At 69.6% G+C, this 13,613-nt stretch carries 11 protein-coding genes; 1 reads left to right on the forward strand and 10 read right to left on the reverse strand.

Features of this window, described 5'->3' with window-relative positions; translation table 11 throughout:
- Positions 1–3 precede the first annotated feature (3 nt).
- Genes ACIPV5_RS14775 through ACIPV5_RS14790 form a run of 4 tightly spaced genes read right to left on the reverse strand, consistent with a single transcriptional unit; the run spans position 4 to position 5,551 of the window.
- Complete coding sequence (locus ACIPV5_RS14775) at positions 4–2,304, reverse strand: beta-glucosidase (RefSeq protein ID WP_400342156.1); 2,301 nt, start codon at positions 2,302–2,304, stop codon at positions 4–6.
- A 52-nt stretch (positions 2,305–2,356) separates the two neighbouring features.
- Entirely contained in the window at positions 2,357–3,247 is an 891-nt protein-coding gene (locus ACIPV5_RS14780) for a carbohydrate ABC transporter permease (RefSeq protein ID WP_400341625.1), read from the reverse strand.
- Positions 3,244–4,275: a carbohydrate ABC transporter permease gene (locus ACIPV5_RS14785; protein ID WP_400341627.1), complete on the reverse strand. Its 1,032-nt coding sequence runs from the start codon at positions 4,273–4,275 to the stop codon at positions 3,244–3,246. The genes ACIPV5_RS14780 and ACIPV5_RS14785 overlap by 4 nt, the downstream gene beginning before the upstream one ends.
- Positions 4,256–5,551, reverse strand: a complete 1,296-nt coding sequence (locus ACIPV5_RS14790; protein WP_400341629.1) for an ABC transporter substrate-binding protein — start codon at positions 5,549–5,551, stop codon at positions 4,256–4,258. The genes ACIPV5_RS14785 and ACIPV5_RS14790 overlap by 20 nt, the downstream gene beginning before the upstream one ends.
- 163 nt (positions 5,552–5,714) lie before the next feature.
- Here ACIPV5_RS14790 and ACIPV5_RS14795 point away from each other — a divergent pair, with 163 nt between their 5' ends.
- Complete coding sequence (locus ACIPV5_RS14795; protein ID WP_053097606.1) at positions 5,715–6,713, forward strand: LacI family DNA-binding transcriptional regulator; 999 nt, start codon at positions 5,715–5,717, stop codon at positions 6,711–6,713.
- Here the strand turns inward: ACIPV5_RS14795 and ACIPV5_RS14800 are convergent.
- The 6 genes from ACIPV5_RS14800 to ACIPV5_RS14825 all read right to left on the reverse strand — a co-directional run bounded on the left by ACIPV5_RS14800 (position 6,691) and on the right by ACIPV5_RS14825 (position 13,598).
- Positions 6,691–7,578 carry a PaaX family transcriptional regulator C-terminal domain-containing protein gene (locus ACIPV5_RS14800; protein ID WP_400341632.1) on the reverse strand — a complete coding sequence of 296 codons (888 nt, stop codon included), beginning with the start codon at positions 7,576–7,578 and terminating at the stop codon, positions 6,691–6,693. The genes ACIPV5_RS14795 and ACIPV5_RS14800 overlap by 23 nt on opposite strands.
- A complete protein-coding gene (locus tag ACIPV5_RS14805) occupies positions 7,568–8,833 on the reverse strand; it encodes a kynureninase (protein WP_400341634.1) in 1,266 nt (421 codons plus the stop codon). Before ACIPV5_RS14805 ends, ACIPV5_RS14800 begins: the two co-directional genes overlap by 11 nt.
- A gap of 1 nt (position 8,834) precedes the next feature.
- Entirely contained in the window at positions 8,835–9,893 is a 1,059-nt protein-coding gene (locus ACIPV5_RS14810) for a hydrolase (RefSeq protein WP_400341636.1), read from the reverse strand.
- Positions 9,893–10,747 (reverse strand): tryptophan 2,3-dioxygenase, encoded by an 855-nt coding sequence (locus ACIPV5_RS14815; protein WP_053097603.1) that lies wholly within the window; start codon positions 10,745–10,747, stop codon positions 9,893–9,895. The genes ACIPV5_RS14810 and ACIPV5_RS14815 overlap by 1 nt, the downstream gene beginning before the upstream one ends.
- 98 nt (positions 10,748–10,845) lie before the next feature.
- On the reverse strand, positions 10,846–12,561 hold the full coding sequence (locus ACIPV5_RS14820; RefSeq protein ID WP_400341638.1) for an amidase: 1,716 nt from the start codon (positions 12,559–12,561) through the stop codon (positions 10,846–10,848).
- On the reverse strand, positions 12,558–13,598 hold the full coding sequence (locus ACIPV5_RS14825; RefSeq protein WP_400341640.1) for an agmatine/peptidylarginine deiminase: 1,041 nt from the start codon (positions 13,596–13,598) through the stop codon (positions 12,558–12,560). The genes ACIPV5_RS14820 and ACIPV5_RS14825 overlap by 4 nt, the downstream gene beginning before the upstream one ends.
- Positions 13,599–13,613 lie beyond the last annotated feature (15 nt).

Consider the following 13,613-nt stretch of genomic DNA (forward strand, 5'->3'; position numbering starts at 1 on the left):
GCCTCACACGATCTCGAGCCGGGCGACCGTCTCCTCCTCGTCACAGGCGCCGCCGACCCACAGGCGTATGGCTCCTGCTTCGACCCGCTTGACGCCGTCGAGCCCGGTGAAGGCCAGCCGGTCGATGGGCACGTCGAACTCGACGATCTGCTCGGCGCCGGGCGCGAGCGCGACCCGCCGGAAGTCCAGCAGCTGGGCGACCGGACGGGTCACGCTCGCGACCTCGTCGTGCGCGTAGAGCTGCACGACGTCCGTGGCAGCGATCTCGCCGGTGTTGCGCACGCGCACCGTCGCCCGGAAGTTCTCCCCCGAGGTGACCGATGCGGGTGCGGTGAGCTGATCGTGGGCGAAGGTCGTGTAGCTGAGACCGAAGCCGAAGGGCCGCACGGGCGTCGAGTCGGCGCTCGTGACATCCGTGAGCCCGCCCAGCACGGGGTGCAGATACGAGTACGGCTGCGCTCCCGCCGAACGCGGCAGCGATACCGGCAGCCGACCCGACGGAGCGACGCGACCGCTCAGCAGCCGCGCGATCGCGGGGCCGCCCTCCTCGCCGGGGAAGAACGTCTGCAGCACAGCCGCGGGGATGCCCGCGGATGCCTCGTTCGCCACAACAGAGCCGTCGACCGCTCCGAGGCCGGTCATGGTCCCGGCGGCGCCCGCGCGGGTCGGCAGCGCCCAGTCGAGGACGTACGGACGTCCGGTCATCGCGATGAGGATCACAGGAGTGCCGGTCGCGACGACAGCCTCGACCAGCTCGCGCTGGACGCCGGGGAGCTCGAGGTCCTCGACGTCGTTGCCCTCGCCCACGGTGCCTCGTCCGAAGAGGCCGGCGCGATCGCCCACCACGACGACGGCGACGTCGGCAGCGGAGGCGGCGTCGACCGCGGCGGGGATGCCGGAGCGATCGGAGCCCTCGACGTCGCATCCGATCGCCGAGACGATCTCGGCGGCGGGGAACTCGTCGCGCAGCGAGCCGGCGACCGTCGGCAGATCGATGCCTGCGGGGGTGTCGGGGTGATGCGCGAGCACATGGTTGACGAACGAGTAACACCCCATCAGCGCTTCGGCGCTGTCGGCGTTCGGCCCGATCACGGCGATCCTGGCGGTGGTCGAGGGCGCGAGCGGCAGGGATCCGTCGTTGCTCAGCAGCACGATCGACTCCTCGGCGAGACGGCGCGCGAGCGCACGGTGCTCTGCCGGATCCAGGTCGATCGCGGTCGGAGGGGTGTCGAAGTCGGCATCCAGCAGCCCGAGCTCCTCCTTCTGCGCGAGCACCCGGCCCACGGCCCTGTCGAGGATCTCGACCGGGAGCCGACCGTCCCGCACCTGATCGGCGAGCGTGACGAAGGCGTCGGGCGAGGGCAGCTCGACATCGATTCCCGCTGTGAGCGCGAGCCTGGCGGCGTCCGCTGAGTCCGCGGCTGCGCGGTGCATGCTGTAGAGGAAGTCGACCGCGAAGTAGTCCGACACGACGACTCCGTCGAACCCCCAGCGATCGCGCAGGATGCCGGTCAGGTAGTGCGCGTCTGCCGTGACGGGAACGCCGTCGATGTCGACGTAGGAGTTCATCACGCTGCGGGCGCCGCCCACGTGGATCGCCATCTCGAACGGCGGGAGCAGCACGTCCTCGATCTCTCGCACGCCCGCGCTCACGGGCGCGTGATTGCGTCCGGCCTTCGAAGCGGAGTATCCGATGAAGTGCTTCAGGGTCGCGTGCACGCCCTCGGACTGGAGGCCGCGGACATACGCCGTGCCCACCCGGCCGACGACCAGCGGGTCCTCGGCGATGCACTCGTCGACCCGGCCCCAGCGGGGGTCGCGGATGACGTCGAGCACGGGAGCGAGGCCCTGATGGATCCCGAGTGCGCGCATCGATGATCCGACCGCTCGGCCCACCTCCTCGACGAGCTCGGGGTCGAACGCGGCGCCCCAGGCGAGCGGCGTCGGGAAGGTCGCTGCCTTCCAGGCGGCGAGACCGGTCAGGCACTCCTCATGCACGATGGCGGGGATGCCGAGTCTGGTCTGCTGCTTCAGGCGGCGCTGCTCGGCCCACAGCCACTCGGCGCGTTCCACAGGGTCGACCGGACGCGTGCCGTACACCCGGGTGAGGTGGCCGATCCCGTGCTCCGAGGCGTCCTCGTAGCGGGTCGAGCTCTTCTTCTCGCCCGACATCGGCGCGACGACCTCGACGCCCTGGTCCACCCAGAAGCCGACGAGCTGCGCCTGCTTCTCCTCGAGGGTCATCCGCGCGAGGAGCTCCTCGACGCGGGGGGAGCGCGGCGCGGCGCCTGCGTACTGCGACATCGTGTTCTCTTTCTCGTTCTCGTCGACGTGCGGGGTCGCGACGGCGACCGTGTCAGCCCTTGACAGCACCGGTCAGCCCTCCCACGATCCGCCGTTCGAACAGGCTGAAGAAGATCAGCGCAGGGATCATCGACAGGGAGGTGAATGCCAGCACTTTCGCGGTGTCGACCGAGTACTGCGAGGCGAACGACTGCACGCCGAGCGGCAAGGTGAACGCCGAGGCGTCGTTGAGGATGAACAGCGGCAGCAGATAGCCGTTCCAGCTGCCGATGAACGCCAGGATGCCGGTGGTGATCACTCCCGGCAGGGAGAGCGGCAGCACCATCCGCCAGAAGAACCCGATGCGGCTGCATCCGTCGATGAACGCGGCCTCCTCGATCTCATCAGGGATCGCCCGGAGGAACGGCACGAGGATGATGATGGTCGTCGGCAGGGCGAAGGCGATCTGCGGCAGGATCACTCCGCCGAGCGAGTTCATCAGCCCGAGACTGCGCACCACGATGTACAGCGGCGTGATCGCCACGGTCAGCGGGAACATCAGGCCCGCGGCGAAGAAGGCGTAGAGCACGCCGCGACCGGCGAACCGGTATCGAGCGAGCACGTATGCCGCCATCAGCGCGAGAGCGACGGTGCCCACGGTGGTCGCGAGGGCGACGATCGTCGAGTTGCCCACGAGCCGCCAGAACACGTCGCCGGTGAGGACGTCGAGGTAGTTCGACACCACCCAGGGAGACGGGAACCCCGACGGGGCGGTCGTGATCTGCGCGTTCGTGCGGAACCCGCCGGTGATGATGTACGCGATGGGCGCGAGCATCAGTCCGACGGCGATCAGCGCGACGAAGTACACGGTCGGATGCGCCCACGGGAGCTTCGGCGTGGCGGTTCGACCCGGGCGTCCGAGACGTGCGGGTCGCTGGGTGACGAGCACCGAGGTGGCGGTCATCGGACGTACTCCTTCTGTGTGGTGGCGTCTGCACCGGAGTCGGCGTCTGCGTCTGCGACGGCATCCTGCGGGACGGCATCCTGCGACGCGCGCGACCGGGAGCCGCGCTTGCGACCCGAGGCACCCGTGAGGGCGCCGTCGGTGTCCTTGCGCAGCACCGCACGCTGATAGATGAGAGCGACCACGAGCGAGATGAGGAACAGGACGACCGCGACCGCGTTGCCGTAGCCGTAGTTGCCGGCGTTGCGGCCTTCGGAGACCATGTAGGTCGCCATGGTCGACGTACCCGCGGTGGACGCGATGTACTGGCCCCAGATGATGTAGACGAGGTCGAACAGCTGCAGTGAGCCGATGATCGACAGGAACGCCCAGATGCGCAGAGTCGGCGCCAGGAGCGGCAGAGTGATGCGCCACTGGATCTGCCAGTAGGACGCGCCGTCGATCGCCGCCGCCTCGTGCAGCTCCTCCGGGATGCCCTGGAGGCCTGCGAGGAACAGGATGACCGCGAAGCCGATGTACTTCCACGTGATGATGGCCATCAGCGTCCAGATCGCGATGCCGGGATCCGACAGCCAGTCGGTGGCGAGGAACCCGAGGCCCATGTTCGTCAGCATCGCGTTGATCGCGCCGTTGGTCTGCAGCATCAGGCTCCACCCCGTGCCCACGACGACCTCGGAGATCACGTACGGGACGAAGATCAGCACGCGGATCAGCGACTGGCCGCGCATCTTGCGGTTGAGCAGCAGCGCCAGCACGATGGCGATCGGGCCCTGGAGCACGAGGGAGAACACCAGGATGAACCCGTTGTGCGCGAGCGCGTCGTGGAACAGCGGGTCCTGGAGGATCGTGAGGTAGTTCTTCAGCCCGACGAAGTCGGTGGGAGGGCCGTAGCCCTGCCAGCTGAAGAACCCGTAGTACGCCGCCATCAGCACCGGGAAGATGACGAAGGCGAGGAACACGAGCAGGGCGGGCCCGGCCAGAAGGATCACTTCCAGCCGGGCACGCGTGTCACGCTTTCGCTGCGGCATCCTGCACAGCCTTGACGAGGTCTTCCGCGCTGCTGTTGCCGGCGAGCAGGTCGACCACGGCGACGTTCAGCGCGTTGCCCACGTTCTGGCCGTAGACGGTGTCGAGCCACTGCGTCGCGTAGGGGGCAGCGTTGTACGCCTCGAGGATCGTCTGCAGGTAGGGCTCGGTGACGGCCTCCTGAGCGACCGTGTTGACGGGCGGGGCGTTGAACGCCTTGTAGTACGCGGTCTGCACGTCCGAGGTGCCGATGTAGTTCAGGAAGTCGACGCAGGCGTCCGGTGCATCCATCGAGCACGAGTAGCCGTCGACGCCACCCATCATGGAGCCGGGTTCGCCGTCTCCGCCCTCGACCTCGGGGAACGGGAACCAGCTGAGGTCGGCCAGCGGCTTCTGATCAGGGGTGAGGGAGCCGATCACGCCGGGGTTCCAGGCGCCCATGAGCTCCATGGCGGCCTGGTGGTTCGCGATGAGGCCGGCCGAGCTGCCCGCGCCCTGCTGTGCGGGAGTCGTCAGGAATCCGGAGTTGAAGGGCTCGGTCTCGGCGAACGCCTGCAGGTCCTCACCGGCACGCACCCAGCAGTCGTCGCTGAAGTCCATCTCGTCCGCCGCGGCGGCGAGGGTGTCCGAGCTGCATTCGCGCAGCGCCAGCCAGTAGTACCAGTGCGCGGCGGGCCAGGCGTCCTTGGCGCCGAGTGCGATCGGGTCGATCCCTTCTGCCTTCAGCGCCTCGGTGGCGACCTCGAGCTCCTCGAGGGTCGTCGGGTTCTCGGTGATGCCGGCCTGGTCGAAGAGGTCCTGGCTGTAGAAGAGGCCGCCGGGCAGCACGGCGACGGGCATGGCGTAGATCTTGCCGTCAAGGCTGTTCGCCGAGTACGACGCATCGGGGATCTCGTCGGCGGCCGGGCCGTCGATGGCGTCGGTGAGGTCCTTGAGCTGGCCGGCTTTGACCATCGCCGCCATCTTGCCGCCACCGCGCTGCAGGAAGATGTCGGGGGCGTCGCCGGAGTTGAGGGCGGTCTGCAGCTTGCCGTCGAGATCCTCGTTCTGAATCGACTGGATGTCGATCGTGACGCCCGGGTTGTCCTTCTCGAAATCCGCGACGGTCTGTTCCCAGAACTCCACTCCGGGGCCCGTCGTCGAGTTGTGCCACAGGGTCATGCTGGTGTCGCCGCCGTCTCCGGAGCCGGACGAGTCCGCGGTGCAGCCCGAGAGCGCGAGCGCTCCGACGGCCAGGACCGTGACTGCGGAGGCGAGGGGGAGCCTTCTGCTGTTCATGTGATCGTTCTCCTCATCGAGTTGCGCGCCGCGTCACTGCGGGGCGCCTGCGGACACTCTGGTGAGACCGCAGTGGCATGAGTCTCCGGCGGACGCGCTCGATCGTCAAACGTTTTCGAAAACAGTTTCCATCGCGATCGGCGGGAGACTACGCTGGCGTCTCATGGGGGCACGCACGACGATCCATGACGTCGCGAAAGCGGCGGGAGTGTCTGTGTCGACCGTCTCGAAGGCGGTGAACGGTCGGTACGGGATCGCGGATGCCACGGTGCAGCGCGTACTCGACGCGGTGAAGGAGCTCGGCTACGAGTCGAGCCTCGTGGCGAGCAGCATGCGCGCGCGGCGCACCGGTGTGATCGGCGTGCTGCTGGCGGACTTCGAACCCTTCAGCGCCGAGATCCTGAAGGGCGTCGGCTCGGCCGTGCACGACACCTCCTTCGATCTGCTCGCGTACAGCGGCTCCCACCTCGGCGCGGGCGACGGATGGGAACGCCGATCCCTGAGCAGGCTCTCCGGCACGCTGATCGACGCCGCGATCATGGTCACGCCCACGGTCGTCAGCGCCGGCACCGAGATCCCCGTCGTCGCGATCGACCCGCACACGGGCCGGGCCGACCTGCCCACGGTCGAGTCGGACAGCTTCGGAGGCGCGCTCGTCGCGACCAGACACCTCATCGAACTGGGCCACCGCCGCATCGGCTTCCTCGCCGGTCGCCCCGACCTGCGCTCCGCCGGGCTGCGCGACGCCGGGTATCGCAGGGCTCTATCGGACGCGGGGATCCCCCTCGATCCGTCGCTCATCGGTGTCGGTCGCTACGAGCTCGACGCGACGAGGGAATCCGCTCGCATCATGCTGAGCGGCGACTCGCGTCCCACGGCGATCTTCGCCGCCAACGACCTCTCCGCGATCGCGGTCATCGATGTCGCCCACGAGCTCGGTCTGCGGGTGCCCGACGATCTGTCGGTGATCGGATTCGACGACGTGCCGGAGGCCACCAGAAGGGCGCTGCCGCTCACGACCATCCAGCAGCCGATGCGGCGACTCGGCGCGGTCGCGGCTGACATGGTGTTCACGCTGCTCGCGGGGCAGGAGGTCGACGAGATGCACGTGATCCTGCCGACGCGGCTGGTGGTGCGGGCTACGACCGCCCCGCCGCGGTGAGCTCGGCGCCGGTCGCGGAGCTTCCGGCCGCGGGGTGTCGCGTGACGTCGCGCACACGCCGCCACGCGGCATCCGACAGCTCTGTCGACAGCCTCTGGAACTCGGCGACGCTGCGCCGACCGGGCCACTCGGCCGGCAGCATCGACGGCGGCAGCCCCGGATCGACGTAGGGCAGCACTCGCCAGCGGTCGAGCAGCTGCACATACGCGGCGAACGGCGCGGTGGGCAGCGTCGCGAGCGAGGCCTGGAACGCGAGGTGCTCGGCGCGCAGCGACTCGAGGTCCCACCAGTCGGCGGCGGCCGCGGGCAGTGTGCGGGCCGTCGTCGGCGTGCCGGCCTGGAACAGGGTCACCCACTCGCTCGCTTCGAGGTCGTCGACGATCTCCTGCACCTCGCCCTGCAGATGCCCCGGACAGATCCACAGCGCAGGCGAGACGACACCCGCCCCGATCCACTGCAGGCGACGGCGAAGCTGGTGCCGGGTGGCTCGCGCGCTCTCGGGCATCGAGAACGAGATGAGGCACCAGCTGTCGGCATCCGTCATCTCGCGCATCTCGAAGATGCGCCGATCGCCGCGCTCGAGCATCGTCGCGGCATCCGGATTCAGCAGATACCCGGCCGCGTGCCTGCGCTCGGCGAGCAGCAGCCCCTTCTGCTTGAGACGGGTGACGCCGGTGCGCGCCTGCGCCGTGGGGATCCCGAGATCGCCGGCGAGGGCGACCAGGTCGGCCGTCGAGATCCAGCCGCCGAGAGGTCGCAGATACAGCCCGACCAGAGTGCGCAAGAGGGAGGCGGTGCTGCCGGGGCGCGCATCGATGTCATCGAGCACGGGGCCTGTGGTCGCCTCTGCGCGGTCAGCGGTCATGCGACTCCAGTGCGTCGCGCACGGCGAGGACGCCGGTGAGCGTCTCGACATACGACGTGCTGAGAGGGGAGAGCCCCAGACGGATGCCGTCGGGGAAGCGGAAGTCGGGGATGATGCCGTCGGCCCACAGTCGCTGCGTCACCGCGCGGAAGTCGGGGTGGCCGATGGTCACGTGGCTTCCGCGCTGTGCGGCGTCGCGGGTGCTGAGCAGGCGCACGCCGAGAGGCGCGAGCACCTCGTCGTGGGCGCGGACCGCGAAATCGGTGAGCGAGAGCGACTTCTCACGGATCGCCTCGACCGACGCCTGCTCGATGAGGTCGAGCATGCCCTGCATCGCGAGCATCGAGGTGATCGGGGGAGTGCCGCTGAGCAGCTGACGGATGTCGCCGGCCGGCTCGTACTGCGGACCCATCGCGAAGATGTCGGCGGCGCTCCACCACCCCTGGATCGGCTGGCGCAGCACGCCCTGATGCTCGCGCCGCAGGTAGGCGAACGCGGGGGAGCCAGGGCCGCCGTTGAGGTACTTGTAGGTGCACCCGACGGCCATGTCGACGCCCCAGTCGTCGAGCTGCATGGGGATCACGCCGGCCGAGTGGCACAGATCCCACATCATCAGCGCGCCGACCTCGTGCACCGCGGTGGTGATCGCCGGCATATCGGCGAGGGCGCCGGAGCGGTAGTCGACGTGGCTCAGCGACACGAGCGCCGTCTTCGCAGAGATCGCAGCGACCACATCGGCCATCTGCACCCCGAGCACCGGATCGGGCTCGATCCACCGCACCGTCATGCCGGTCTCGGCGGCGACGCCCTCGGCCATGAACCGGTCGGTCGGGAAGTTGCCCGCCTCGATGACGAGCTCGGTGCGCGAGGGGTCGGCGGTGGCGGCCGCGCGCATCAGCTTGTAGATCAGCACGCTGGTCGAGTCGGCGACCATGGTCTGACCCGCGGCGGCGCCGAGGGTGACACGTCCGATACGATCGCCGAGCTCCATCGGAAGGGCCATCCACTGCTCGTCCCACGAGCGGATCAGGCGGGTGCCCCAGTCGTCGCGCACGAATGCGGCGAGCTTCTCGGGGGTGTCCTTCAGGGGCCGGCCGAGCGAGTTGCCGTCGAGGTAGGCGCCGACGCCGGGCGCTTCGGCGAAGGCGGAGAGGTGCGAGTGCAGCGGATCGGCCGCGTCGAGAGCCTGCGCGAGGTCGAGGAGGGTGCTGTCGGCGGTCGGAGCGGCGGTCGTGGTCTCGGGTGAGTCGGTCATGTCATGCCTTCAGATCGGCGCTGGTCAGCGGGCGGGCGAGTGTCGGGTCGGCGGCGGTGCCGGGGAGTCTCAGGAGCAGAACGGCGGAATCGAGCGGGTCCAGCGGCGCGAGAGCGCGCAGGAGGTCATCGCCCGCGATTCCTGCCTCGCGGAGCGCTGCGAGCTCGGCGGGGTTCAGGCCCACGGGCGTCGGACCGTTGCCCATATCGGTGCCGTAGAGCACCACTCCGCCGGCGGCGTGGAAGCGGCGGACGTTGTCGACCGCGGTGGCTCGCTCGTCGCTGTCTGCATCGTGGATCGCGAGCGTCGAGATCCACGAGACGGATGCCGCCTGTCGGGCGATCTCGTCGTCGGCGAGCCGTTCGGTGAACGGTGCATGGGCGAGACGGGCGGCCCCGAGGCGAGCGGCGCGCTGCGCCTGGCCCGGTCCCTCGGCATGGGCGACCACGGACAGCCCGCGGGCCGAGGCGGCGTCGACGATCGTGCGGAACAGGTCGTCGTCGAAGACGGGGCCCGCGGTGGCGTTGCTCGCCACCTTGATGCAGGATGCCCCGGCATCCGCCATCGCGGTGACGGCCGCGCGCGCCGTCTCTGCGTCCGTGATCTCGCGGAAGGATCCTGTGGGGGCCCAGTCGCGGTCACTCGGGTACCCGCCGACGGGAGTGAGGAATGCGCCGGCGAAGTCGACCTGGACACGGTGCGAGGCGTCGGTTCGCCGGAACTCCGGCATCCCCGCGTCGGCTCGGCTGACATCCGCAGAATCCGGGATGGTGTGGCGCAGATCTCCGGAGTCGTGGAGCGCCGATGCCCGGGACAGCGCTTCGATGACTGCCGGGTCCGCCCCGAGGTCGACCACGCGGCCCAGGGTCGAGCTCGCGAGCAGCGTGTGGTCGACGAGCTGAAGGTGCACGTGGTGGTCGGTGAAGCCGCCGATGACCACGCCGACCAGACGGGGCAGATCGCGGGCGGGAGGCTCGGCACGGAGTCGCATCCGCTCGCCGTCGCGGTCGATGATGCCGTCGCGCCATCCTTCGCCGTCGAAGAAGGTCGCCGCGTGCATCAGCCGCCGATCTCGGTGCGCACGGTGTAGAGCTCGGGGAAGAACGTCAGGTCGAGGGCGCGCTGCAGGAATCCGACTCCGCTCGAGCCGCCGGTGCCGACCTTCATGCCGATCGTGCGCGCGACGGTCTTGAGATGACGGAAGCGCCAGAACTGGAAGTTGTCCTCGAGGTCGACGAGGTCTTCGCACGCTTCATACAGATCCCAGTGCTGCTGGTGGTTCTGGTAGATCTCGCGGATGGCCGGCACGAGTGCGGGCGTCTCGCGGTAGGGGAGACGCACGTCCCGGTCGAGGATCTCGGTCGGGATCGGGAGGCCGCGTCGCGAGGCGTAGCGCAGGAACTCGTCATAGAGCGTCGGCTTGTGCCATTCGGCGGTGAGCAGCGCGAGGTTCGCGGGGTGGTCGCTGAAGACGCTCAGCATCTTCTCGTTCTTGTTGCCCAGCGCGAACTCGACGGCGCGGTACTGCACCGACTGGAAGCCGGAGGAATTGCCGAGCGCTCCGCGGAACTGCGCGTATTCGGTGGGCGTGAGCGTCGCGAGGATCGCCCACTGCTGGGTCATGACGTCCTGGATGCGCTTGACCCGCGCGACCCTCTTCAGCGCCTCGCGGAGGTCGTCGCTCGCGAGCAGCTGGCGTGCGGACGACAGCTCGTGCAGCAGCTGCTTGAGCCAGAGCTCGGTCGTCTGGTGCTGGATGATGAACAGCAGCTCATCATGGTGCTCCGGGACGCTGACGGGATTCTGGGCGGTGAGCAGCTGGTCGAGCGACAGATACGACCCGTACGTCATGCGTCCGGACAGATCGGTGACGATGCCGGCCTCGAGCTCGCGCTCGTTGTTCTCGGTGCTCATGGGTCGCTTCCTGTCGTGACGGACAGGAAGAACATATAACAATCGTAACGAGCGTCACAATAGTGAAATGTCGCGCGGTGGGACCGGCTCCGCCGAGGTCAGAGCCTCGGCGTGCGCAGCGGGGGAGTACGCCGCTCGCCGGGTGCGCCGACGGCTTCGAACCCGGCCGCGAGTCGCAGCAGCGACGAGTCGTCGTAGGCGCGGCCGGCGAACGTCAGGCCGATCGGCATGCCGATGTCGGCCATCAGACCCATCGGCACCGTCACGGTCGGAATGCCGAGATGACGGATGGTCAGGTTGCCGTTCGCGATCCAGGTGCCGTTGCGCCAGCCGAGGTCGGCGGATGACTCGTTCACATCCATGTCAGCCGGCCCGACGTCGGCCACCGCGGGGAAGACGACCGCGTCGAGCTCGAGCTCGTCCATCCACTGCTCGAGGTCGACCCGGCGGGTCTCCTCGAGTCCGCGGAGGCCGTCCGGCAGCTCGGGCATGTCCTCGAATCCGACGCCGGGGTTCTCGCGCACCCATTCCGGGTACTCGGCGATGTCGTCGTCGAAGCCGGTGTAGCGGTCGGGCAGCGCACCCTCAGGGTGGGGGAAGATCGATGCCCCGTCGACCTCCGCGAGAGTGTGCAGCCGCGGGTCGCCGTTCGCCTGCAGGAAATCCTCCCAGGCCCAGGCCGACAGGTCGACGATCTCGCGGTGCAGGTACTCCGGCGTGACGAGCCCGCGGGTGGCGATGGTCGGGGCGCCGGGTCGATCGCCCTCGTAGTTCGACACCACCGGGAAGTCCACGTCGACGACCGTCGCGCCGGCCGCCTCGAGGCTCCGTCGGGCCGCCTGCCACCGGTCGATCACGGACGGACGCGTCGCGATGCGCCGGCCGGTCGGGCCGCCGATGCCCGCATCGTCGGCGGTGCCCGCGTCGGAGTCGGCGTTGATGTACATGCGCGGGATTCCGATGCGAGCGCCGTCGAGAGCTGCCGCCGCATCGGTGGAGAGCGCGCGGTACGACGCGGGGCGGACCTCGGAGGACTGCGGCAGCGACACCCAGGGCTGTGCGCGCCAGAAATCGCCGCGGACCTCGGCGTCGTCGGCGACGATCACCTCGAGCACCTCCAGCAGATCGGCCATCGTGCGGGTGTGCGGCACGACGACATCCATCGTCGGCACGAGCGGCCAGTTGCCCCGCGTCGAGATGACGCCTCGCGAGGGCGTGTAGGCGCACAGGGCGTTGTTCGTGGCCGGGCCACGACCGCTCGACCAGGTCTCCTCGCCCAGACCGAACGCGCCGAAGCTGGCAGCCGTCGCCGTGCCCGAGCCGTTCGACGACCCGGAGGCGAAGGGCGCGGTGAGGAAGTCGGCGTTGTAGGGGCTCTCGGCGCGGCCGTAGACGCCGCGCTGCATGCCGCCGTTCGCCATCGGCGGCATGTTGGTCAGCCCGAGGCAGATCGCGCCTCCCGACCGCAGGCGCTCGATCGTGAACGCGTCGCGCTGCGCGACGAGGTCGGCGAAGGCGGGGCTGCCGGCGGCCGCCGTGAGCCCTCGCACGAGATAACTGTCTTTCGCCGTGTAAGGGATACCGTCGAGCGGCCCCCGCGTCTCGCCACGGGCACGTCTCGCGTCCGATGTCTCGGCCTCCGTGCGCGCCTCGGGATTCGCGACGACGATCGCGTTCAGAGCCGTGTCCGTATCGGGGCCGTCGTAGGCGGCGATGCGCGCGAGGTAGGCGTCGACCAGTTCGACGGAGGTGGCAGCGCCCGTCTCCAGCGCTCGCCGCAGGTCGGCGATCGAGGCCTCGACCACGTCGATCATGCGAACACCCCCACACTCGGCTGCTGCTGGGTGATGCAGTGGATGCCGCCGCCGCGGTCGAACAGCGGGCGCGCGTCGACGGTGACGACCCGGCGGCCGGGATAGACGTCGGCGAGGATGGCCCTCGCGGCGGCATCGGCCTTCTCGTCGCCGAACCCGCACGCGACGACGCCGTCGTTGGTGACCAGATGGTTGACGTAGCTCCAGTCCACGAACCCCTCGCCGTCGCGCAGGGTCGCGGGCGCGGGCAGGTCGACGATCTCGAAGCGGCGACCGGCGGCATCGGTCTGATCGCCGAGGTGCGCGCGCAGCTCGCGGGTGACCTCGTGGTCGGGGTGCGCGGGATCCTGCTGATCGTGCAGCAGCAGCCGACCGGGGGAGACGATCGTCGCCACGATGTCGACGTGGCCGTTCGTGCCGAAGTCGTCGTAGTCGCGGGTGAGGCCCCGGGGCAGCCACACGGCCTTCGAGGTGCCGAGAGTGCGGGCCATCTCGGCCTCGACGCGGGCCTTGTCGGCGTAGGGGTTGCGGCGCGGATCGAGCTGCACGGTCTCGGTGAGCAGCACGGTGCCCTCGCCGTCGACGTGGATTCCGCCGCCCTCGTTGACGAGGGTCGAGCTCACGAGCTCGGCGTCGACGGCCCCGCCGATGATGCGCGCGTGCTGCGCCGCCTTCTGCCACTGCGCCCAGGCCGGTGCGCCCCACCCGTTGAAGATCCAGTCCACCGCGCCGAGCACGCCGGGTCGCTCGTCGTCGATGACGAACGTCGGCCCGGAGTCGCGCATCCAGAACTCGTCGACCGGCGCCTCGACGATGTCGATGGCACCGCTGAGCATCCGCCGGGCGCGGGCGATCTCCGCCGGGTCGACGATCATCGTGACCGGCTCGAACTCGGCGACCGCATGGGCGACGGCGGTCCAGGTCTCGTAGCCCTCGTCGCGCTCGGCCGCCGTCTCGCCGAGCGTCGGCCCCTCGGCGGGGAACGCCATCCAGGTGCGGTCGTGCGGTGCGGTCTCGGCGGGCATGTGCCAGGCCATGGTTGTCTCCCTCGC

The sequence above is a fragment of the Microbacterium sp. NPDC090014 genome (assembly GCF_044748285.1).
Classification (GTDB): domain Bacteria; phylum Actinomycetota; class Actinomycetes; order Actinomycetales; family Microbacteriaceae; genus Microbacterium.